We start from the raw sequence: 22,978 nt of genomic DNA on the forward strand, positions 1-22,978 counted from the left end.
GTGGATTCATGACCGTGAACCGTGTGCAGTCGCCGCTCAGGGTGGTGCTGACCGACATCAACACGCAGGTGGTGGAGGCGTGGCGGGCGGCGTTCGCCGAAACGCCCGGGATCGAGATCCGCAAGGGCTCGATCCTCGACGAGGAGGTCGATGCCTGGGTGAGCCCGACCAACTCCCGTGGCCGGATGGACGGGGGCGTCGACGCGGCCATCAAGCGGCACCTCGGGGCGGGGATCCAGCTGCGCGTGCAGCGGGCGATTCGGGACCGGTACGCCGGTAGCCTCCCGGTGGGCAGCGCGGTGTGCGTCGCGTCCGGGGCGGTCGATCCGAAGTTCCTGATCTCGACGCCGACCATGGAAACGTCCTCGCAGAACGTGAGCGAGACCCTGAACGTGGCTCTGGCGTGTGCCGCCGCGTTCCAGGCCATCCACCGGCAGAACAAGGAAGCGCCGGGCAGCATCGAGTCGGTCGCGCTGGTCGGCATGGGCGCACGGACCGGCCGCGTACCGGCACGGGTGTGCGCCAACCTGATGTGGACGGGCTACACGCTCTTCAACGATTTCTCCTTCGAGGACGACGACGAGCTGCGCGGCACGATCACCGCGCAGCTCGACGACATCGAGAGCGCGCCCGCGGAGCAGCGGGTACGCATAGCGCCGCCCAAGCGCCGCGCTGCTCGTCGCTGACTCCCGTCGACGGCGGAGGGGGGTCAGCTCTCTTCGTCGCCGTGACGGGCCCTGGGATCGCGGTGCCTGCGGTGCCGTCGTTCGGCGAGCCATGAGGCGGTGAAGAACACCGGCAGGGCGACCCCCGCCAGCGTCGCGCAACCGGTGAACGCGCTGGCGAGGAAGCGGCCACCCAGGCGGGCCACGCCGTGGTAGTAGCCGACCACCACGGCCATGAGCAGCACGTACCCGCCGAAGACCGTGCCGGCCACCTGGCGGATCAGGCCGGGCCAGCCGGTTCGCGCCGCGGCCGGGGCCAGCTGCTTCGCGAGGCGGCGCTCGGGCTCTCCGGACGCCTTCCCCGGACCGGGCGGTTGTCGGCGCAGGAGCAGCAGGCCGAGGGCCAGGTAGCCCATGACCAGCAGGTAGCCGGTCAGCATGAGCCCGATGTTGAGGGGGAGGGGGAGCACGGTGCGGTCCTAGGGCCGGCGGGTCCGATGGGTCGGGCGGGTCCGGCGGCGCGCTGTCACAGGGCGTCCCGGAGCAGGAAGTGCCAGCCGCGGACGAAGGTGTGCCAGCCGAACCACAACCACAGCGCGAACAGGGCCCACCGCCCCACCGGATAGCGCATCACCGCGCGCAGGGCGTCGCTGAGGGTGGGGAAACCGTCCCCTGTCCGTACGAGGGCCAGGCCCTCCCAGGCGAACAAGGCACCGAACAGAAAAGCCCAGACGAGATACCCGATCACCGGATGCTCCGCCATCGCGACCTCCACACGCGCGTGCGCTGGCTGGCCGCCCTCGGGGCAGCCGGGCCCATCATCCGTCACGGACGGGGTGAAGCGTGGGATACCGGGATGGATCGGGCGCCCTGTCGGCGTGTCGGGGAGGGCGGTTCCGGTACGGGCCACGAGCGGGGTGTGGCACCGCGCCGCCTGACGGCGGCGCGACCGCGGCACGTACGTGTGACGATGCCGGTGTGCGGCGGGAAGCCGCACACCGGCCGGCCCTTCAGGACCGTTCGTCCCCCTTCGCCTTCGCGTCGAGCAGGTCTCCGTAGCCGGCGGCCGTCCAGACGTGCCGGCGGAACTGTTCCGGCGTCAGCAGGCCCTGCCAGGGGCCGCCCGAGGAGTGGAAGACGCCCCGGCAGGTGTAGCAGTAGCGGGCCCCGGCGGTGAGGGCGGCCGCCTGCGGGGCTCCGGCCCGCACCCGCCGTGCGTCGCGGGTCTCCGAACGGAGGAGGGCGATGGTGCCCACGACGATGAGGACCGCCACGACAGCGCCGACGGCGGTGAGCCACGGCAGACCGCGGTCATCGGCGAAGTACTTTCCGGCGGCGCCGGCCACGAAGGCGATCACCATGCCCTCGACGAAGTGGACGCAGCCGTCGCCGGAGTGCTCCGGTGCCGGAGCGAGCCTGGTCGCCAGGTCGTCGCGCCGCCCCCGTCCGTCGCTACGGGCCTCGGCCACCGGTGCGTTCTGCGTCATCCGGCAACCAGGACATGCGACAACCGGACTGCTCACTTCCCCATGGATCATGCCCCCATGATGGCGCGTCATGAGGTGTCCACATCAGCCGGGGTCACCCTGGTGGCTCCGGGCCGTGTCGCCGAACATCCCCTCCCCGTACAGCGCCGACAGCGCGTCGTCGATGGGGTGGTGCCGCGGCTTCCACCGGCGATCAGCGCCGGCGGCGACGGGGCGGCCATGGCACGGGTGTTACGGCTTCCGGGCATCGCCGCCGACCTGCCGCTCCACGTCGTCGCCGCGCCCTGGCGCTCCTGGTCGAGATGCCCCAGGACACCGTGCGGGACACCCCCGGCGTGGCCGCCGTCGCCCGTATCGGACTGACCCGCGGCAGACCCGCGCTCACCGCATGGCGGTTGCTCGACGACTGACGACGCGTCCGGAAAGGCCGCGTCCAGAAGGAACGGTGCCGTGCGGGCGAGGTGCCCGCACGGCACCGTCGGCCGAGCGTCCCGGGACCGTCCGGGGCGCTGCGGTGCTCAGGTGGCCCGGCGCAGTTCCAGGGTGCAGCACTTCACGCTGCCGCCGGCCTTGAGGAGCTCGGAGAGGTCCACTCCGATCGGGTTGAAGCCGCGGTCGCGGAGCTGCCCGATGAGCCCCGGGGCGTTGTGCGGCAGCACCACGTTGTAGCCGTCCGACGTGGCGTTCAGGCCGAAGACCGCGGCGTCCTCCGCGGTGGCGACGACCGCGTCGGGGAACAGGCGGCGCAGGACGGCCCGGCTCCCCGGCGAGAAGGCCGGCGGGTAGTAGGCGATCGTCTCGTCGTCCAGCACCGTGAGGGCGGTGTCGAGATGGTAGTAGTCGGGGTCCACCAGCGTGAGGCCGATGACGGGGCGCCCGAAGTACTCCTGTGCCTCGTCATGGGAGCGGGGGTCGCTGCGGAAGCCGGTGCCGGCCAGCAGCCAGTCCCCGGTGAGCAGGTAGTCGCCCTCGCCCTCGTTGACGAAGTCGGCCGTACGCAGGTCGGGGAAGCCGTTGTCCCGGAGCCAGGCGTGGTACGCCGGGCCCTCCGCGATGCGCTCGGCGTCGCGGAACCTCGCCACCAGGGCGCGGCCGTCGACGACCGTGGCGCCGTTGGCCGCGAAGACCATGTCGGGGAGTCCGGGTACGGGGTCGATCAGGTCGACGGTGTGCCCGAGGCCGAGGTAGACCTCGCGCAGCCGCTCCCACTGGGCGATGGCCAGCTGGGTGTCGACGGGCTTCGCCGGGTCCATCCACGGGTTGATGGAGTAGACCACGTCGAAGTGGGTGGGCCGGCACATGAGGTAGTGCCTCGGCCGTGCGGTACGCATCGATGGGGGTCCTGGTCGTCAGGGGCGGCTGGTGAGGTAGCCGCCCATGGAGGTGAAGTACTCGCTCGCGGGCATCTCGCGGCCGTCCTCGGTGCGGACGCGCGTGATGGCCAGGCCGTGGTTGCGGCCGGTGCGGGCGTCGGCACCGGCGACGATGACCACGCCGTCGCCCTCGCGGTAGAAGATCCGGCCGGGGGTGCCGCCGTAGCGGCCCTCGGAGACGAAGGCGGAGAGGATTTCGAGGCGCTTGCCCTTGTGGAAGGTGAACGCGGCCGGGTAGGGCGCGGACTGGGCGCGGACCAGGCGCTCCAGGACCTCGGCGGGCCAGTCCCAGTTGACGCGGATGTCCTCTTCGGACCGCTTGTGGTAGAAGCTGGCCTGCGAGCGGTCCTGCCGGGTGAACTCGGTCTGCCCGAGGCGATCAGGTCGAGGGCGCCGATCGTGACGGGGGCGATGAGGTCGACGGTCTTGTGGAACAGGTCGGTCGCGGTGTCCTTCGGCCCGATGGGCACCGCCTGCTGGAGCACGATGTCGCCCGCGTCGAGGACCTCGTCCATCATGTGCGCGGTCACGCCGACCTCGGACTCGCCGTTGATGAGGGCCAGATGATGGGGGAGAACCCGGCGTACTTGGGCAGCAGCGAGTCGTGGACGTTCAGCGTGCCGTGGCGGGGGAGGGTGTAGATGCGCGGCGGGATCCAGGTGCGCCAGTTGTTGGCCACGATGATGTCCGGGTCGGCCTCCTTGAGGCGCTCGAACAGTTCCTCGTCGTCCGGCCGGTTGCGGATGACGACGGGGACGCCGTGCTCCTCCGCGAGGTCGGCGACCGAGTCGCTCCAGATCTTCTCGTAGGCGTGCTCGCTCTTGGGGTGCGTCACGACCATCACCACGTCGTGCTCGGATTCCAGGAGCGCTTGCAGGGTGCGGTGCCCCCAGGTCTGATAACCGAACATGACGACCCGCATGGGGTTCCTCCTCGAAAGAGCGAATGACCGGCGCCAAGTAAAGCAAGCCTTACCTAACGGTGCAACACGTCATGATTTCCAAGGTGTTTGGCGGCTTGATCAGTTATTTGTCCGATTTGCCCATGTCGACAGGGTGGCCAGATCAGGTTAGCTTTACCTAAGTTCCGCTCGGCCGCCGGATCCGGCGTGCCCGACGTCTTGTTTCTCACCTCGCCTCACAGGCGCTGTCCCGCACGATGGGAGTGACATGTCTCAGGTTCTTCCTGGCGACGCCCCTCTGGTCCACGACCTCATAGGTATCGGCTTCGGGCCGTCCAACGTGGCCATGGCGATAGCGCTCAGCGAGCACAACGCCCGCGTCGACAGGCAGGACGCGGTCACCGCTCACTTCTTCGAGCGCCAGCCCAGCTTCGGCTGGCACCGCGGCATGCTCATCGACGACGCGACCATGCAGGTGTCCTTCATGAAGGACCTGGTGACGCTGCGGAACCCGGCGAGCGAGTACAGCTTCCTCTGCTACCTGCAGAGCAAGGACCGGCTCATCGACTTCGTCAACCACAAGAACCTCTTCCCGCTGCGGGTCGAGTTCCACGACTACTTCGAGTGGGCCGCGGCGAAGGTCGACGACATGGTGTCCTACGGGCACGAGGTCGTCGCCGTCGACCCGGTCGTCCGGGACGGCGTGATCGAGTACCTGGAGGTCACCGCCCGCTCCGGCACGGAGCTGGTCGTCCACCGGGCCCGCAACCTCGTCGTCGGCACGGGCCTGCGGCCCCTCATGCCCGAGGGCGTGGAGCGCGGCGACCGCGTCTGGCACAACTCCGAACTGCTCGCGAAGGTCGACGGCCTGGAGGGCGCCGACCCCCGCCGCTTCGTCGTCGTCGGCGCCGGCCAGAGCGCCGCCGAGAACGTCGCCTACCTGCACCGCCGCTTCCCGCAGGCCGAGGTCTGCGCGGTGTTCTCCCGCTACGGCTACAGCCCCGCGGACGACAGCAGCTTCGCCAACCGCATCTTCGACCCCGCCGCGGTCGACGAGTACTACACGGCCCCCGAGGACATCAAGCGCAAGCTGATGGACTACCACGGCAACACCAACTACTCCGTGGTGGACATCGACCTGATCGACGACCTGTACCGGCAGGCGTACCAGGAGAAGGTCCTCGGAAACGAGCGCCTCCGCTTCATCAACGTCTCCCGCCTCACCGGCGTCGAGGAGACCGGCGACTCCGTCCGCGCCACCGTGAAGTCCCTCGTCACCGGCGAGGAGTCGACGCTCGACGCCGACGTCGTCGTGTACGCCACCGGCTACAGCCAGGCCGACCCGATCGGCCTCCTCGGCGACGTCGCCCGGCACTGCCGGCGCGACGAGCAGGGACGCGTCCGCGTCGAGCGGGACTACCGCATCGCGACCGACCCGGAAGTGCGCTGCGGCATCTACCTCCAGGGCGGCACCGAGCACACCCACGGCATCACGTCCTCGCTGCTGTCCAACACCGCCATCCGCGTCGGCGAGATCCTGGACTCGATCCTCGACCGTGCCCTCAAGGAGGCCGGCGACGAGGCCCGGCCGGTCGCCGACGGCATCGGCAGCGCCGCCCGCTGACCCCACCCGACGTCAGCGACCTCTTGGCCCCGCCCCCCACACGCCCGCCCCGCCGGTAGCGCCGTCATACACGGCGGGCCGGGCACGCACCGTGAAACCCCCGTGAAAGGAACCCCCGTGTCCACTGGTACACGCCCCGCGCTGTCGCGGCTCGTCAGAAACGTCCCTCGCGTGGCCGTCGCCGCCGTCGCCGCGCTCGCTCTGACCGCCTGTGGGGGCGGCGACAAGAAGACCGAGTCGAAGCCGTCCGGCGAGGCCGGCGCCGCCAAGACCGCCTCCTTCCCCGTCACCGTCGAGCACAAGTACGGCAGCACGACGATCGACCAGGCGCCGCAGCGGGTCGTCACGCTCGGCCTGTCGGACCAGGACGCGGTGCTCGCGCTGGGCGTCAAGCCGGTCGGTGCCGTGGACTGGTTCAAGGAGCAGCCGTACGGCAAGTGGCCGTGGGCCAAGGACAAGTGGGGCTCGGAGAAGCCGCAGATCGTCGGTGAGCGCGACGAGTACAACATCGAGAAGATCGCCGCGCTGAAGCCGGACCTCGTCATCGCCCAGTACTCGGGCATGAAGAAGGAGCAGTACGACACGCTCTCCAAGTTCACCAAGGTCGTCGCCCAGCCCAAGGGACACGAGGACTACCAGGCCCCCTGGCAGGACATGACCCGCCAGATCGGCAAGTCCCTCGGCAGGACCGCCGAGACCGAGAAGCTGATCGCCGACATCGGCGCCCGCTTCAAGGCCGTCCGCGACAAGCACCCCGAGTGGAAGGGCAAGACCGTCACCGTCGGCGAGCCCTACGAGCCGGGCAAGTTCTCCGCGTTCTCGCCGAAGGACCCGAAGGTCATCTTCCTGAGCGAGATGGGCTTCACCACCAGCCAGAAGTACCGGGACGCCCTCGGCAAGGAGAACGTCGCCGACCTCAGCGTCGAGCGCCTCGACGTGATGGAGGCCGACCGCACCGTGTGGCTCGGCACCCCCGACACGGAGAAGCTCATGAAGGCCGACCCGCTGTACAAGAAGACCAAGGTCCACCAGGAGAAGCGCGACCTGTTCCTCCCGTACGACAGCCCGGACATCGGCGCGGCGCTCTCCTTCAACACCGTCCTGTCGATCCCCTACGCCATCGACCAGATCGTCCCGAGGCTCGAGGCCATCAAGTAAGGCCCCCGGCCGCGCCGGGCCGGTCCGGCACCGGCCCGACGCCCCCGCACAACCGCGCCCGTCCGGTGGCCGTCCCCCACCGGGCGGGCGCGCCTGCACCACGCCCCACCGCGCTCTCCTCCGACACCGTGCCGTCGGTCCCGTACGCCATCGACGCGACCCGGCCGCCGCTCACAGCCGACGCCGGGCGACCGCCCCACACCGACGCAACACCAGGGAAAGGCCACACGAACGATGTTTGACGCCGAGTCGGACCGGACTCCCACCGCCGGGACACCCGTCACCGGCGGGCAATCCGGAATCTGGCTTGCCCAGCAGATCGAGCCGGACGGCTCGGCCTACAACGTCTCGTTCGTCCTTGAACTGACTGGCGCGGCCGACCTGGACCGGCTGGCGTCCGCCGTCCGGCGGGCCACCGAGGAGGCCGAGTCGCTGCACGTCCGCGTTCTCGCCGGCAACGGTGTGCCGCGCCAGCTGCCCACCCGCTACCCGGTCGACGTCCCGGTCATCGACCTGACGGGTGAGACCGACCCGCGCGCGACCGCGGAGGCCCTCATGGAGGCGGACCGCGACAGGCCCGCCGATCTCGCCAACGGTCCCCTCTTCGCCCAGAAGCTGCTCGTCCTGGGTGACGACCGCGTCCTGTGGTACCAGCGCTACCACCACATCGTCATCGACGGCACCGGCATCGCGCAGATCAGCCGGCGCGCCGGCGACCTCTACAGCGGTACGGAGCCGGCCACCGCCCCCGACTGGTCCCTGGCCGCCCTGGTCGACGCGGACCTCGCCTACCGGGGCTCGCCGCGGCACGAGGAGGACCGGGCCCACTGGCACGCCCGGATGGGCGACCGCCCCGAGCCCGTGCGCCTCGTCCCGCGCTCCGCGGCCCCGATGACGCGGCGGCTGCGCCGCACGACGGTGCTCGCCCCGTCCCACCTCGCCGCCCTCCGCTCGACGGCCGTGGACGCCGGCACCAGGCCCTCCCGCCTCCTGGTGGCCGCCGTCGCCGCCTACCTGCACCGCGCGACGGGACGCCAGGACATCGTCCTCGGCCTGCCGGTCACCACCCGGCAGGACCCGCGGACCCGGCACGTCCCCGGCATGCTCTCCAACATCCTGCCGCTCCGCCTCGACGTCAGCCCCGGCATGACCGGCCGCCGGCTGCTCACCGCCGTCGAGGAGGCCGTCGACGCGACCGTCGCGCACAGCCGCTACCGCGCCGAGGACCTCGCCAGGGACCTCGGACTGGTCGACGGCGTGCAGGAACTCGTGGGCCCCACGGTCAACATCCTGCCCGGCACCGACCACCTGCGCTTCGGCGACCTGGAGGCCGACCTCCTGCCCCAGTGGCTCGGGCCCGTCAGCGACCTGGCCATCACCATGGCGTACACCCGGGACGGCCAGGGCCTGCGCATCCACTTCGACGCGAACGCCGACGTCTGCGACCAGGACACCCTGGACGAGCACCAGCGCCGCTTCCTGCTGCTCCTGGACACCCTCACCGAGGACCTGAACCGCCCGGTGGCCCACCTGGAGCTCACCACCGACGCCGAACGGGCGCACCTCATCGGAGAACTGGGCGTCTCGCCCCGCGAGGTCCCGGAACTCTCCTGGCCCGCCGCCTTCGAGCAGCAGGTGCGGCGCACCCCCGACACCGTGGCCCTCGTCTGCGAGGACCGCGAGCTGACGTACACGGAACTCAACGCCGCCGCCAACCGCCTCGCACGGCTCCTGCTCTCCCGCGGCGTGGGCGCCGAGGACGTCGTCGGTGTCGCGCTGCCCCGCTCCCCGGAACTCGTCGTCGCGCTGCTCGCCGTGATGAAGGCCGGCGCCGCGTACCTCCCGCTGGACGCCGACCACCCGCAGGACCGCATCGCCTACATGCTGGCCGACGCGGGCGCCCGCACCGTCGTGACGACCCGCGCCCTGTCCGCCGAGCTGCCGGACGCGCCCGGCGTCGCGCACCTGCTGCTGGACGACGACGCCCTCGCCGCCGAACTGGCCGGCCTCGACGCCGCCGACCCGCAGGCGCCCGTCGCCCTGGACCAGGCCGCCTACGTCATCTACACCTCCGGCTCCACCGGCCGCCCCAAGGGCGTCGTCGTCTCCCACGACGGCGTCGGCAGCCTCATCGCCACGGCCACCGACCGCATCGGCATCACCCCCGACAGCCACGTCGTGCAATTCGCCTCCGTCGGCTTCGACGTGACGGTCTGGGACCTGATCATGTCGCTGTGCGTCGGTGGACGGATCATCGTCGTCCCGACCGAACGCCGTGTCGCGGGCCCCGCCCTCACCGACTACATCGCGCGCCACCGCGCCACCCACATGATCCTGCCGCCGTCGCTCGTCTCGGCGCTGCCGCAGGACTGCGAACTGCCCGACGGCTCCGTCCTGATCGTCGGCACCGAGGCCGTACCCAGCGAGCTGATCGCCCGCTGGGCCGGCCGCGTCCAGGTCGTCGTCGCCTACGGACTCACCGAGGCCACCGTCAACTCCACGCTGTGGCTCGCCGAGCCCGGCCGGCCCGGACCGGCGCCCATCGGCGTACCCGACCCCAACACCCGCGCGTACGTCCTCGACGCCGCCCTGCGCCCGGTGCCCGCCGGCACCGAGGGAGAGCTGTACGTCGGCGGGCGGGGCCTGGCCCGCGGCTACCTCGGCAGGCCGGCGCTGACCGCGGAACGCTTCGTCGCCGACCCGTACGCCGGCGAGCCCGGCGCACGCATGTACCGCACGGGCGACCGCGTCCGCTGGACCGCCGACGGGAACCTGGAGTTCCTCGGCCGCGCCGACGGCCAGATCAAGATCCGCGGCCACCGCATCGAGCCCGGCGAGATCGAGAGCGCCTTCATGGCCTGCCCGGGCATCGCCCAGGCCGCCGTCCTCGTCCGCGAGGACCACCGCGACGTCAAGCGCCTCGTCGCCTACCTGGTGGCCGAGCCGGGCCAGGACGCCGACGCGGCCGTCTCGGCGGCGCGGACGCGCATCGCCGACGCCCTGCCGGACTACATGGTCCCCTCCGCCGTCGTGCGCATGGACGGCCCGCTGCCGCTCACCCCCAACGGGAAGCTCGACCGGCGCGCCCTGCCCGCCCCCCAGTGGACCGCGATGGCCGGCGACGACGCCCCCACCACCCCCGCCGAGACCGCGCTCGCGAACCTGTTCGCCGATGTGCTCGGCCTGCCGTCGGTGGGCGTCCACGACAGCTTCTTCGAACTGGGCGGCGACAGCATCGTCGCCATCCAGCTCGTCAACCGCGCCCGCGAGGCCGGGCTCGGGATCACCCCGCGCGACGTCTTCCGCCACCGCACGGTCGCCGCGCTCGCCCGCCTCGCGGGAGACCCGCAGGCCGCCGGCACGACGGCCGGGCCGCGGGACCTGCCCGCCCCGTTCTCGCTGGTCGCGCTCGGCGACGCCGACCGGGCCGACTGCGCCGCCGCGGTCCCCGGCCTCGTCGACGTCCTGCCCGCCACACCGCTCCAGGAGGGCTTCTACTTCCACGCCTCCGTCGACGAGGGCGGTGCCGACGGCTACGCCGTACAGGACACCGTCGAACTCGCCGGTGACGTCGACGCCGAGGCGCTGCGCGCCGCCGTCCAGCGCCTCCTGGACCGCCACCCGCTGCTGCGCGCCGCCTTCCACCAGCTCGCCGACGGCAGGATCGTCCAGCTCATCAGCGAGCGGGCCGAACTGCCCTGGCACCACGCCGACCTGTCCGGGCTGGACGCCGCACGCCAGGACGCCGCGGCCGACGACGTCAAGGAGCGGGAGCGGGCCGCCGGCTTCGACCTGGCCACCCCGCCGCTCCTGCGGGCCGCGCTGATCCGCTACGGCGCCGACCGGTCGCAGCTCGTGCTGACGCTGCACCACATCGTCGTGGACGGCTGGTCCGTGTCGCTCCTCATGCGGCAGCTGCTGGACGGCTACCGGCCGGGCGCCGCCGCGCCGCGGCCGGAGGCCGACCCGGCGTACCGGGCGTACGCGGCCTGGCTGGCCGCGCGTGACCGGGACGCCGCGCTGGGCGCCTGGAGCGACGTGCTCGCCGGCTTCGACGGCCCCGCACGCCTCCCCGTACGGGGCACGGACACCGCCGCGCACGGCACCGGCACGGTCACCGTCGAACTGTCCGAGGCCGGCACGGCGGCGCTCGCCGCCCGCACCCGGCAGCTCGGGCTGACCCTCGGGAGCGTCGTCCAGGGCGGCTTCGGACTCCTCCTGGGCGATGTCACCGGCTCCCGCGACGTGGTCTTCGGCACCACGGTCTCCGGCCGCCAGGCCCCCGTCGAGGGCGTCGAGAGCCTGGTCGGCCTGCTCATCAACACCCTGCCGGCGCGGCTGCGGTGGCAGCCCGAGCAGTCGCTCGTCGACGTCCTGGCCCGCTTCCAGGACGAGCAGGCGGACCTCCTCGACCACCAGCACGTGGGGCTCGCGGAGATCCAGCGGACCGTGGGACGCGGCGACCTGTTCGAAGCGCTCGTCGTCGTCGAGAACCTTCCCGACGCCGGGGAGCCCGCCGACCCGACCGGACAGGTCCGCGTCACCGGCTCGCACGTCCGCGACGCCGTGCACTACCCGCTGGCCCTCACCGTGCTGCCCGGCGCACGGCTCCAGCTGCGCCTCGACCACGACCCGGCCCGCCTCGACACCGCAGCGGCGCGCCGGTTCGCCGACCGCCTGCTGGCCCTCCTCGACCAGATCGTCACGGACCCGCTCCGCCCGGTCGCCCGGCTCGCCACGCTCACCGACGACGAGCGGCGCACCACCCTCGGCCGACTGGCCGGCGAGACCCGGGGCCTGCCGGACGACACCGTGCACGCGGCCTTCGCCCGCCAGGTCCGCCGCACCCCGGACGCCACCGCACTGGTCCACGAGGCCGGGCACACGACGTACGCCGAACTGGACGCCCGCGCCGAAGCGCTGGCCCACCGGCTCGTCGCGCACGGCGTGACGCCCGGATCCGTCGTCGCCGTCGCCGTGCCCCGCTCCGCCGAGACCCTGGCCGCCCTGCTCGGCGTGCTCAAGTCCGGCGCGGCCTACCTGCCGGTCGACGTCGACTATCCGGCCGAGCGGGTACGGTACATGCTCACCGACTCCGGGGCGCGGACCGTCGTCGTCACCACCGCGTCCCGGACCCGGCTCCCCGAACTCGACGGCGTGACCCACGTCGTGCTCGACGAGGAGCGGGACCCGGCGCCGCACGCGCCCGTCGCCGTGCCGGTCCACCCGGACAGCCCGGCGTACCTGATGTACACCTCCGGCTCCACCGGCCGCCCCAAGGGCGTGGTCGTCCCGCACCGGGGCGTCGTCGCCCAGCTCGCCTGGACCGCAGACCGGTTCGCGTACGGCCCGGACGAGCGCGTCCTGCACCAGTACTCGACCAGCTTCGACCCGTCCGTACTGGAGATCTTCACCCCGCTGCTCACCGGCGGCACCGTCGTGATCGCCCGCCCGGACGGGCACCGGGACCCCGCGTACCTCATCGACCTGATCCGCCGCGAGCGCGTCACGGCCGTCGACCTCGTGCCCTCCCTCTACGGCGCCCTGCTCGCCGAGGACGAGGCGGGGGAGTGGTGGACCACCGTGCGCCGCGCCTTCAGCGGCGGCGAGGCCCTGCCCGTGCCGCTGGCCAGGCGCTGGCGCGAGCGCACCGGTGTGCCGCTGTACAACGTGTACGGCCCCACCGAGGCGGTCATCCAGGTCACCAGCTGGGAGGCGGGCAGCACGTCGGAGGAGAGCGGCACGGTGCCCATCGGGTGCCCCGTGTGGAACACCCGCCTCTACGTCCTCGACCGCCACCTCCGCCCCGTCGCGGAGGGCGAGCCGGGCGAGCTCTACATCGCGGGCGGACAGCTGGCCCGCGGCTATCACGGACGCGCCGCGCTGACCGCGGAGCGCTTCGTCGCCGATCCGTTCGGCGGTCCGGGAGAGCGGATGTACCGCACCGGAGACATGGTTCAGTTCAGTGGAGACGGTGTGCTCACCTACCTCGGGCGCACCGACCACCAGGTCAAGATCAGGGGTAACCGGGTGGAGCTCGGGGAAATCGAAGCGCGGCTGCGCGACCTGCCGGCCGTCGGCGACGTCGCCGTCGTGGCACGCGACGACGAGCGCGGAGCCAAGCAGCTGGTGGCCTACCTGGTGCCGGCCACCGGGACCGCCCTGGACGTGGAGGCCGTACGCGACGCGCTGAGCGGCACGGTGCCCGCCCCCATGGTGCCCAGCCACTTCGTACGGCTGGAGGCCCTTCCCCTCACGCCCGGAGGCAAGGTGGACCACAAGGCGCTCCCCGCACCCGAGGTCCGCAGGCGGCAGGGCCGCACCGCGCGCGAGGGCCACGAGGACCAGCTGTGCGCGATCTTCGCCGAGGTCCTGGGCATCGACGCGGTCGACGCGGACGAGGACTTCTTCGTCCTCGGCGGCGACAGCATCCTGTCGATGGCGGTCTCCAGCCGGGCCCGCAAGGCCGGACTGCCCGTCAGCCCCCGTGACGTCTTCGAGCACCGGACCCCCGCCGCACTGGCCGCCACCGTCACCGGCGCGGCCGCAGCGGCGCCCTCGGCGGCCGCCGACTCCGACGGCGTGGGCGACGTGACGCTCCTGCCGATCGTCCACCAGCTCCGCGAGGACGGCGGCGGCATCGACCGCTTCAACCTGTCGATGCTGCTCCAGGCCCCCGCCGGAGCCGACGCCGACCGGCTGGCCCGGGTCCTCCAGGCGGTCCTCGACCACCACGACGCCCTGCGGCTCACCCTGACCCGCATGGACCTCGGCCCCGCCATCCCCGCCCTCTGGTCCGCCATGACCGCGGAGCCCGGCTCGGTGGACGCGGCCGGGCTGCTGCGCCGCGTCGACGTGCGGGACCTCGACGAGGACGCCCTGCGCGCCGTCATCGGCGAGGAGTCCGACGCCGCCGCCGGCCGCCTCGCCCCCGACAGCGGGGTGATGGTGCAGGCCGTGTGGTTCGACGCCGGCACCGGACGGCCCGGACGCCTGCTGCTGGTCGTCCACCACCTGGTGGTCGACGGCGTGTCCTGGCGCGTCCTCCTCGGCGACCTGGCCGCAGCCTGGGACGCCGTCGTACGCGACGAGCGGCCCGCGCTGGAGCCGGTGCCCACCTCCCTGCGCCGCTTCGCCCGCGAGGTCGCCGAGCAGGCCACCTCGCCGCAGCGCCAGGCCGAACTGCCGTACTGGGCCAAGACCCTGGCCCCCGGCGCCGAGCTGCTGCCCGGCGCCACCCGCACCGGCACCTCGGGTGCGGCCCGCGAGCACCTCGTGACCCTGCCCGCGGAGGAGACCAAGGCCCTGCTCACCGCCGTGCCCGCGGCGGCCGGAGCCGACGTCACCGAGGTCCTGCTCGCCGCCCTGCGCACCGCCGTGTCCACCTGGCGCGGCGCGACCGCCGGCGACGCCGACCTGCTCGTCGACCTGGAGCGGCACGGCCGCGACGGCACCGACGCCGATCTGTCGCGCACCGTCGGCTGGTTCACCAGCCTCCACCCCGTGCGCCTGCCCGCCGCCGGCGACCCGCTCGACGCGCTGAAGCAGGTCAAGGAGTCCGTGCGGTCCGCCCCCGACTCCGGTGCCGGATACGGCATGCTGCGCTACCTCAACCCGCAGCTCGCCCCCGTGTTCGCGCAGCTGTCCACCGCCCAGGTGCTGTTCAACTACTTCGGCCGGCTCCCCGCCGACCAGACCCGCGACTGGGCGCCCGCCGTCGAGACCGACGCGCTGCGCGTCGAGCCCGACGCCGACCTCGCCATGCCCTACCCGCTCCAGGTCAACGCCGTCTGCGCCGAGACCCCGCAGGGCCCCGAGCTGCGCGCCACCTGGACCTGGCCGGACGGCGGCGCCCTGACCGCCGCCGACGTCGAGGCCCTCGGCCGCGCCTGGGCCGACGCCCTGCGCGAGCTGGTCGCCCGCACCGGCACCCCCGGCGCCGCCCCGTCGCTCACCCCGTCGGACGTGCCGCTGGTCGCCCTCACCCAGGCCGACATCGACCTGGTCGAGCGGGTCAGCCCCGCGCCGGTGGCGGACATCTGGCCGCTGTCGCCGCTCCAGGAAGGCATCTACTTCCACGCCAGCTACGACACCTCGGCCCTCGACGTCTACACCGCGCAGGACACCTTCGACTTCGACCACCGGCTCGACGCCGACCGGCTCCGCGCCGCCTGCGCCACCCTGCTGCGCCGCCACCCCAGCCTCTGCGCCGGCATCACCAGCGACGGCCTGCCCGAGCCCGTCCAGTTCGTCTGCCCGGCCGGCGAACTGCCCGTACCGCTCACCGAGATCGACCTCACCGGCCTGACCGGGGCCGAGCGGCAGCACCGCCTCGCGGAGATATCCGACACCGACCGGCGGCAGCGGTTCGACCTGGCCGCGCCCCCGCTGTTCCGGCTCACCCTGATCCGGCTCACCGACACCACCGACCGGCTCATGCTCAGCCACCACCTGGTCGCCTGGGACGGCTGGTCGCAGTCCCTCTTCCTCGACGAGCTGCTGGCGCTGTACGCGGCGGCCGGCGACGACAGCGCCCTCACCGCCCCCGGCACCTACCGGGACTACCTGAGCTGGCTCGCCGGCCAGGACTTCGACGCGGCCCGCGAGACCTGGCGGCGCGCCCTCAACGGCCTGGACGAGCCCACCCTCGTCGCCCGCGAGCGCGGCGACGAGCCGACCATCCCGCGCCGCCGCACCCTGAGCCTCGGCCGCGCGCTGAGCGAGCGGCTCCGCTCCTCGGCCCGCGAGCACGGGCTGACCATCAACGCGGTGCTCTCCGCCGCCTGGGCGCTCGTCCTGTCCTCCACGGTCGGCCGCGACGACGTCGTGTTCGGCGCGACCGTCGCCGGGCGCCCGGCGGACGTGCCCGGCGTCGACACGACCATCGGCATGTTCCTCAACACGGTGCCCCAGCGGATCACCCTCGACCCGGCCGAGCCGGTCGGCGACCTGCTGCGCCGCGTCCAGGCCGAGCGGGTCACGCTGATGGACCACGAGTACCTGGGCCTCGCCGAACTCCAGCGGGCCGGCGGCCACGCGACCCTGTTCGACACGCTGTACGTCCTGCAGAACTTCGCCGACGAGGGTGCGTTCAAGCGCCTCACCGACCGGCACGGCATCACCGGTGTGGGCAGCGTGGACGCCACCCACTATCCGATGACGCTCATCGTCAACCCGGCCGAGACCGTGCAGGTCAAGCTGGAGTACCGGCCCGACCTCGTCGACGACGAGCGCGCCGGGGCCACCCTGGACCGCTTCGGCACCCTCGTGGAACGCCTCATCGGCGACCTCACCACGCCCGTCGGCGCCCTGGACCTGCTGCTGCCCGGCGAGCGGGACGGCCTGACGGCCGACTGGGCCGGCAGCCGCGAGCCCGTGCCCGACGAGACCATCGCCGACATGCTGACCGCCCAGGTCGCCCGCACCCCCGACGCGGTGGCGCTGGTCTTCGGCGAACGCGCCCTCACCTACGCCGAGCTGGACGCGCACATCAACCGGATCGCCCGGCTGCTGCTCGCCCGCGGCGCCGGCCCCGAGAAGGTCGTCGCGCTGGCCCTGCCCCGCTCCATCGACATGGTGGCCGCCCTGTTCGCGGTCCTGCGCACCGGCGCCGCCTACCTGCCGCTCGACCTCGACCACCCCGCCGACCGGCTGCGGCTCATGGTCGAGGACACCGGCCCCCTGTGCCTGGTGTCCACCACGGCCGTCGCCCCGACCCTGCACGGCGGGACCGGACCGGTCGCGCCCGAACTGCTCCTCGACGACGAGGCCGTGGCCGCCGAGCTGGCGGCCCTGCCGGGCGGCGACATCGCGGACGCCGAGCGCCCGCTGTTCGCCCACGGCGTGCCCGGCCGGCTGGAGCACCCGGCGTACGTCATCTACACCTCCGGCTCGACCGGCCGCCCCAAGGGCGTCGTCACCCCCTACCGGGGCCTGACGAACATGCAGCTCAACCACCAGAAGGAGATCTTCGACCCGGCCATCGCCTCGGCCGGCGGACGGCGCCTGCGCATCGCGCACACCGTGTCCTTCGCCTTCGACATGTCCTGGGAGGAGCTGCTCTGGCTCGTCGAGGGCCACGAGGTCCACGTCTGCGACGAGGAGCTGCGCCGTGACGCCGAGGCCCTGGTCGCCTACTGCGACCGCCACCACGTCGACGTCGTCAACGTGACGCCCACCTACGCCCAGCTGCTCATCGAGGAGGGCCTGCTCGACCACGACGAGGCAGCCGGCAAGCACCGGCCCGCGCTGGTCCTGCTCGGCGGCGAGGCCGTGTCCGACACCGTGTGGACGAAGCTGCGCCGCACCCAGGGCACGTACGGCTACAACCTGTACGGACCGACCGAGTACACGATCAACACGCTCGGCGGGTCCACGACCGACAGCGCGACCCCCACGGTCGGCATGCCCATCCGCAACACCCGCGCCTACGTCCTCGACACGATGCTGCGGCCCGTCCCGCCCGGCTGCCCCGGCGAGCTGTACATCGCCGGCACCGGCCTGGCCCGCGGCTACCACGACCGGCGGGCCTGACGGCCGAGCGGTTCGTCGCCGACCCGTTCGGCGAGCCCGGCGAGCGGATGTACCGCACCGGCGACCTCGTCCGGCAGCGCCCCGACGGCCTGCTCGACTTCCTCGGCCGCACCGACGACCAGGTCAAGATCCGCGGCTACCGCATCGAACTGGGCGAGATCTCCACCGCGCTGTCCGCGCACCCGGACGTCGCCCACGCCGCCGTCGTCGTCAACGAGACCGCCGGGACGAAGCGCCTCGTCGGCTACGTCGTGCCCGAGGCCGGCACGGAGACCGGCGACGCCCTCGTCCAGCGCCTGCGCGACCACCTCAAGGCCGGCCTGCCCGACTACATGGTCCCGGCCGCCCTGATGACCGTGGACACGCTCCCGCTGACGGTCAACGGCAAGCTCGACGTACGGGCCCTGCCCGCCCCCGACTTCGGCGGCACCGGCCCCAGCCGCGCCCCGCGCACCCCGCGCGAGGAGACGCTGTGCGCCCTCTACGCCGAGGTCCTGGGCCTGCCTGAGGGCAGTGTCGGCATCGACAGCGACTTCTTCGAGCTGGGCGGCCACTCCCTGCTGGCCACCCGCCTCGTCAGCCGCGCCCGCACCGCCCTCGACGCGGAACTCGCCATCCGCGACCTGTTCGAGGCGCCCACCGTCGCCGAACTCGTCGAGCGGGCCACCGCTGCGAACGGCCCCGCCCGCCCCGCCCTGACGGCCGGTGACCGGCCCGACGAGCTGCCCCTGTCCCACGCCCAGCAGCGGCTGTGGGTCGTCCAGCAGATCGAGTGCACCTCCGCCGCGTACAACTTCCCGCTCGTCATGCGGCTGCGCGGCGCCCTCGACCGCGAGGCGTGGGCCGCCGCCCTCGCCGACGTGACCGCCCGGCACGAGGCGCTGCGCACGGTCTTCGCCGAGCGCGACGGCCAGGCGTTCCAGCGCGTGCTGCCCGCCGCGGAGGCCCGGCCCGTGGTGGAGCACCTGCGGGCGTCGGAGGACGAGGTGCCCGGCCTCGTGGACGCGGCGATCAACCGCCCGTTCGCCCTGGCCGCCGAACTCCCCCTGCGGGCGACCGTCATCGAGGTGGCGCCGGAGGACCACGTCGTGGTCGTGCTCCTGCACCACATCACCACCGACGAGTGGTCCGACCGCCCGTTCCTGCGCGACCTGGCCACCGCCTACGAGGCACGCCTCACCACCGGCCGGGCACCCGGCTGGGAGCCGCTGCCGGTCCAGTACGCCGACTACGCCCTGTGGCAGCAGCGCCTGCTCGGCGACCCCGCCGACCCGGCGAGCCTCGCCGCACGGCAGCTGGAGTACTGGCGGACCACGCTGGAGGGCGCCCCCGAGGAGCTGGAGCTGCCCACGGACCGTCCGCGGCCCGCGCGCCCGGCCTTCACCGGCGCCGAGCTGGACATCGTCTTCGACGGCGAGGTCCACGAGGGGCTGCGGCGGCTCGCCCGGGACACCGGCGCCAGCATGTTCATGGTCGTGCACGCCGCCGTCGCCGCGCTGCTGCACCGCATGGGCGCCGGCACGGACATCCCCCTCGGCTCGCCCATCGCCGGGCGCGGCGACGAGGCGCTCGACGAGCTGGTCGGCTTCTTCGTCAACACCCTCGTGCTGCGCACCGACCTGAGCGGCGACCCCAGCTTCACCGAGCTGCTGGGCCGGGTGCGCGAGACGGACCTGGCCGCGTTCTCCCACGCCGACGTGCCGTTCGAGTCCGTCGTGGAGAAGCTCAACCCCACCCGGTCCCTCTCCCGGAACCCGCTGTTCCAGGTGATGGTCGGCTACCACGCCCGCACCGGCGACGACCTGGAGATGCCCGGCCTCGGCGTCGAGTACGTCCCGTTCCGGATCAGCTCCGCCAAGTTCGACCTGGTGTTCAGCTTCACCGAGCACACCTCCGCCGAAGGCGACGCCGACTCCCTCGGCTGCCGGCTGGAGTTCGCCACCGAGCTGTTCGACCAGGACACCGCCGAGCGCATCGGCGACCGCCTCCGCGCGCTGGTCGCCGCCGTCGCCACCGCCCCGGAAGCCCCGCTGTCCCAGGCGGAGATCCTCTCCGGTGCGGAACGGGACCTGGTCCTGGACGGCTTCAACGGCGCGCCCCGCACGGTCGACGAGGAGTCCCTGCCCGCGCTGTTCGCCCGGCAGGTCGCCGAACGGCCCGACGCGGTCGCCGTCGTGGAGCGCTCCCGCTCCGTGACGTACGCCCAGCTCGACGCCCGCGCCAACCGCATCGCCCGGCTCCTCGCCGCGCGGGGCGTCGGCGCCGAGAGCGTGGTCGGCGTGGCCGTGCCCCGCTCCGTCGACATGGTCGCCACCGTCGTCGCCGCCCAGAAGCTGGGCGCCGCGTTCCTCCCGCTGGACCTCGTGCACCCGGCCGACCGCCTCACGTACATGATCGAGGACTCCCGTGCCGCGCTGGTGGTCGGCACGGAGCCCGTCGCCGGGAAGATCCCCGACGTGACCGGTGTGCCGGTCGTGCTGCTCGACGCCCCCGACACCGCCGGTGAACTGGACCGGCTCCCGGACGGCCCGCCGGCCGCCCGCCCGGTCGCCCTCGACCAGGCGTCGTACGTGATCTACACCTCCGGTTCGACCGGCCGCCCCAAGGGCGTCGTCGTCCCGCACGAGGGCATCGCCAGCCTCGTCGCGACGGCCGTCGACCGGATGGGCCTGGAACGCGACAGCCGCGTCCTGCAGTTCGCGTCCATCGGCTTCGACGTCTTCGTCTTCGAACTCGCCATGGCGCTGTGCCACGGAGGACGGCTCGTCCTCATCACCGACGAGGCCCGGGTCGCCGGACCGGCGCTCACCGACTTCCTCGCCGACCAGCGGATCACCCACATGATCCTGCCGCCGTCCCTGGTGTCCGCCCTGCCGCCCGGCTGCGAACTGCCGGAGGGGTCGACCGTCCTGGTCGGCACGGAGACGGTGCCGCCGGACCTGTTCGAGCGGTTCGGCGCCACGGCCGACCTGATCTGCGCCTACGGGCTCACCGAGGCCACGGTCAACTCCACGCTGTGGCCCGCCCGCGAGCACGGCGGGCGCCCCGGCGGCCGCGTCCCCATCGGCCGCCCCGACCCCAACACCCGCTGCTACGTCCTCGACGAGCACCTGCGCCCCGTCCCTCCGGGCGTCGTGGGCGAGCTGTACGTCGCCGGGCGCGGCCTCGCCCGCGGCTACCTCGGCAAGGAGGCGCTCACCGCCGAGCGGTTCGTCGCCGACCCGTTCGGCGCGCCGGGCAGCCGCATGTACCGCACGGGCGACCGGGCCCGCTGGCGCGCGGACGGCAACCTCGACTTCCTCGGCCGGGTCGACACCCAGGTGAAGATCCGCGGCTTCCGCATCGAGCTGGGCGAGATCGAGGCGGCCCTGGCCGCGCACCCGTCGGTCGCGCAGGCCGCCGTGGTCCCCGACCGCGACGGCGACATCGTCCGGCTGGTCGGATACGCCGTGCCCGAGGCCGGCGGCACCACCCGCCCGGAGCTGGACGCGCAGGAACTGCGCGCCCACGTCGCGGGGCTGCTGCCCGAGTACATGGTCCCGTCGCTCGTCGTGCCGCTGGACGGCCCGCTGCTGCTCACCCCGAACGGCAAGCTGGACCGCAAGGCGCTGCCCGCCCCCGACTGGTCCGCCATGACCGGCGACGCCCACCCCGCCACGGAGACGCAGGCCAAGCTCGCCGAGCTGTTCTGCGAGATCCTCAAGCTCGACAAGGTCGGCATCCACGACAACTTCTTCGCGCTCGGCGGCCACTCCATGGCCTCCATGCGGCTCCTGGGCCGGATCCGCGCCGAGTTCGGCGTCGAACTGAGCATCCGTGACGTCTTCGACGCGCTCACGGTCGCCGGCGTCGCCGCCAAGCTCGAAGGCGCCGCGGCCGCCCGGCCCGCCCTGCGCCCCGCCGACCCCGACGCCCCGGCACGGCCCCTGGAGGCGGCGCCGGTACAGCGCTGGCAGTGGGAGTCGTACCGCCGCAGCCCCGGCTTCGACCACGCGCTGGTCCTCCGGTCCCCGGGCGGGCTCGACGCGGACACCGTCGCGGCCGCGCTCGCCGACGTCGTGGCGCGGCACGAGCCGCTGCGCACCGCGTTCTCCGAACGGGACGGCGCCCTGTTCCAGGAACCGGTCCCGGCCCCCGCGCTGACCGTGGAGCGGTGCGCCGACCTCGACGCGCGGCTCCTGGAGGTCGCCGCCCAGGCACCCTCCCCGGAGCGGGAGGCCCCGCTGCGGGCCCACCTGCTCACCGACGGGGACGGCAGCCAGGCGCTGCTGCTGACCACGCACTACCTGGCAGTGGACGAATGGTCCGTGGTGCCCCTGTTCCGCGACCTCACCGACGCCTACGCCGCCCGCGCCGAGGGCCGGGCACCGGAGTGGGAGCCGCTGCCCGTCACGTACGCCGACTACACGCGGTGGGCGCATGACGTCCTGGGCGACCTGTCCGACCCGGACAGCCGGGGCGGCCGTCAGCTCGCCTACTGGCGGCAGACGCTGAAGGAGGTCCCGGCGCGCCTCGCCCTCCCGGCCGACGTGCCGTGCGACGCCACCGCTCCGGCCGCGTCGGGCGGACGCCCGGGCGACTACGTGGGATTCGTCCTGGACGAGGACCTCCACGCGGCCGTGGACCGGCTCGCCCGCGCCACCGGCACCAGCATGTTCATGGTGCTCCACTCGGCGCTGGCCGCGCTGCTGACGGCCCACGGGGCGGGCACCGACCTGCCCATCGGTACGATGGTCGCCGGCCGGACCGACGACCAGCTCGCCGACCTGGTCGGCTGCTTCCTCAACACGGTCGTCCTGCGCACCGACACCGGTGGCGACCCGACGTTCGCGGAGCTGCTGACCCGGGTCCGGGAGACCACGCTCGGCGCCCTGGACCGGCAGGACGTCCCGTTCGACGAGGTCGTCAAGGCCACCGGGCTGCCGGAGGAGGGCCCGCAGGTCATGGTGATCCACCACGAGCAGGCGGACCTCGGCCGGCTGGAGGGCGGCATAGGCTCGTTCCACGCCGTCCCCACCGGCACGGCGCGTGCGGAGCTGATCCTCAGCTTCTACGAGCCGCGCGGCGAGGGCGCCGTGCACTGCGAGCTGATCCACGCCACCGACCTGCTCGGCACGGCCAAGGCCCAGCGGCTGGCCGACGAGTTCCAGACCCTGCTGCGGACCGTGGCAGCCGACCCCGAGCAGCCGCTGTCCGAGCTGTTCACCGTAACGACCGCATCGTCGACAAGGAAGTGA

The 22,978-nt window shown here is 73.2% G+C and carries 9 protein-coding genes and 1 pseudogene; 5 read left to right on the forward strand and 5 right to left on the reverse strand.

What is annotated here, in order from left to right:
- Nucleotides 1-8: 8 nt before the first annotated feature.
- The gene (locus tag ABEB09_RS30000; RefSeq protein ID WP_345693045.1) at nucleotides 9-686 is read left to right on the forward strand and encodes a macro domain-containing protein; all 678 of its coding nucleotides are present in this window, start codon (nucleotides 9-11) and stop codon (nucleotides 684-686) included.
- A 23-nt stretch (nucleotides 687-709) separates the two neighbouring features.
- Here ABEB09_RS30000 and ABEB09_RS30005 read toward each other — a convergent pair whose 3' ends face one another.
- From ABEB09_RS30005 to ABEB09_RS30025, 5 genes and pseudogenes are all read right to left on the reverse strand, one after another.
- Nucleotides 710-1,135, reverse strand: coding sequence for a DUF6256 family protein (locus ABEB09_RS30005; protein WP_345693046.1), 426 nt, complete (start codon nucleotides 1,133-1,135; stop codon nucleotides 710-712).
- Nucleotides 1,136-1,191: 56 nt separating this feature from the next.
- The gene (locus ABEB09_RS30010) at nucleotides 1,192-1,428 is read right to left on the reverse strand and encodes a DUF6186 family protein (protein WP_345693047.1); all 237 of its coding nucleotides are present in this window, start codon (nucleotides 1,426-1,428) and stop codon (nucleotides 1,192-1,194) included.
- 247 nt (nucleotides 1,429-1,675) lie between these two features.
- Nucleotides 1,676-2,152 (reverse strand): hypothetical protein, encoded by a 477-nt coding sequence (locus ABEB09_RS30015; protein WP_345693048.1) that lies wholly within the window; start codon nucleotides 2,150-2,152, stop codon nucleotides 1,676-1,678.
- A gap of 518 nt (nucleotides 2,153-2,670) precedes the next feature.
- Nucleotides 2,671-3,483 (reverse strand): dimethylargininase, encoded by an 813-nt coding sequence (gene ddaH / locus ABEB09_RS30020; protein ID WP_345693049.1) that lies wholly within the window; start codon nucleotides 3,481-3,483, stop codon nucleotides 2,671-2,673.
- Nucleotides 3,484-3,501: 18 nt separating this feature from the next.
- A pseudogene (locus ABEB09_RS30025) lies at nucleotides 3,502-4,447 on the reverse strand (methionyl-tRNA formyltransferase).
- Nucleotides 4,448-4,694: 247 nt separating this feature from the next.
- Between ABEB09_RS30025 and ABEB09_RS30030 the strand changes: the two are divergent.
- The 4 genes from ABEB09_RS30030 to ABEB09_RS30045 all read left to right on the forward strand — a co-directional run bounded on the left by ABEB09_RS30030 (nucleotide 4,695) and on the right by ABEB09_RS30045 (nucleotide 22,978).
- Nucleotides 4,695-6,050, forward strand: coding sequence for a lysine N(6)-hydroxylase/L-ornithine N(5)-oxygenase family protein (locus ABEB09_RS30030; RefSeq protein ID WP_345693050.1), 1,356 nt, complete (start codon nucleotides 4,695-4,697; stop codon nucleotides 6,048-6,050).
- Between the two features lie 117 nt (nucleotides 6,051-6,167).
- Entirely contained in the window at nucleotides 6,168-7,208 is a 1,041-nt protein-coding gene (locus ABEB09_RS30035) for an iron-siderophore ABC transporter substrate-binding protein (protein WP_345693051.1), read from the forward strand.
- 234 nt (nucleotides 7,209-7,442) lie between these two features.
- Entirely contained in the window at nucleotides 7,443-17,741 is a 10,299-nt protein-coding gene (locus tag ABEB09_RS30040; protein WP_345693052.1) for an amino acid adenylation domain-containing protein, read from the forward strand.
- A 47-nt stretch (nucleotides 17,742-17,788) separates the two neighbouring features.
- Nucleotides 17,789-22,978: an amino acid adenylation domain-containing protein gene (locus ABEB09_RS30045; RefSeq protein WP_345693053.1), complete on the forward strand. Its 5,190-nt coding sequence runs from the start codon at nucleotides 17,789-17,791 to the stop codon at nucleotides 22,976-22,978.

It is taken from the genome of Streptomyces coeruleoprunus, from assembly GCF_039542925.1.
Lineage (GTDB): Bacteria > Actinomycetota > Actinomycetes > Streptomycetales > Streptomycetaceae > Streptomyces > Streptomyces coeruleoprunus.

What these genes read in the sequence shown, in the direction of transcription:
- ABEB09_RS30000 (WP_345693045.1), top strand. Translation starts at nt 9, where the DNA reads ATGACCGTGAACCGTGTGCAGTCGCCGCTCAGGGTGGTGCTGACCGAC.
- ABEB09_RS30010 (WP_345693047.1), bottom strand. Translation starts at nt 1,428, where the DNA reads ATGGCGGAGCATCCGGTGATCGGGTATCTCGTCTGGGCTTTTCTGTTC.
- ABEB09_RS30015 (WP_345693048.1), bottom strand. Translation starts at nt 2,152, where the DNA reads ATGACGCAGAACGCACCGGTGGCCGAGGCCCGTAGCGACGGACGGGGG.
- ddaH (WP_345693049.1), bottom strand. Translation starts at nt 3,483, where the DNA reads ATGCGTACCGCACGGCCGAGGCACTACCTCATGTGCCGGCCCACCCAC.
- ABEB09_RS30030 (WP_345693050.1), top strand. Translation starts at nt 4,695, where the DNA reads ATGTCTCAGGTTCTTCCTGGCGACGCCCCTCTGGTCCACGACCTCATA.
- ABEB09_RS30040 (WP_345693052.1), top strand. Translation starts at nt 7,443, where the DNA reads ATGTTTGACGCCGAGTCGGACCGGACTCCCACCGCCGGGACACCCGTC.
- ABEB09_RS30045 (WP_345693053.1), top strand. Translation starts at nt 17,789, where the DNA reads ATGTACCGCACCGGCGACCTCGTCCGGCAGCGCCCCGACGGCCTGCTC.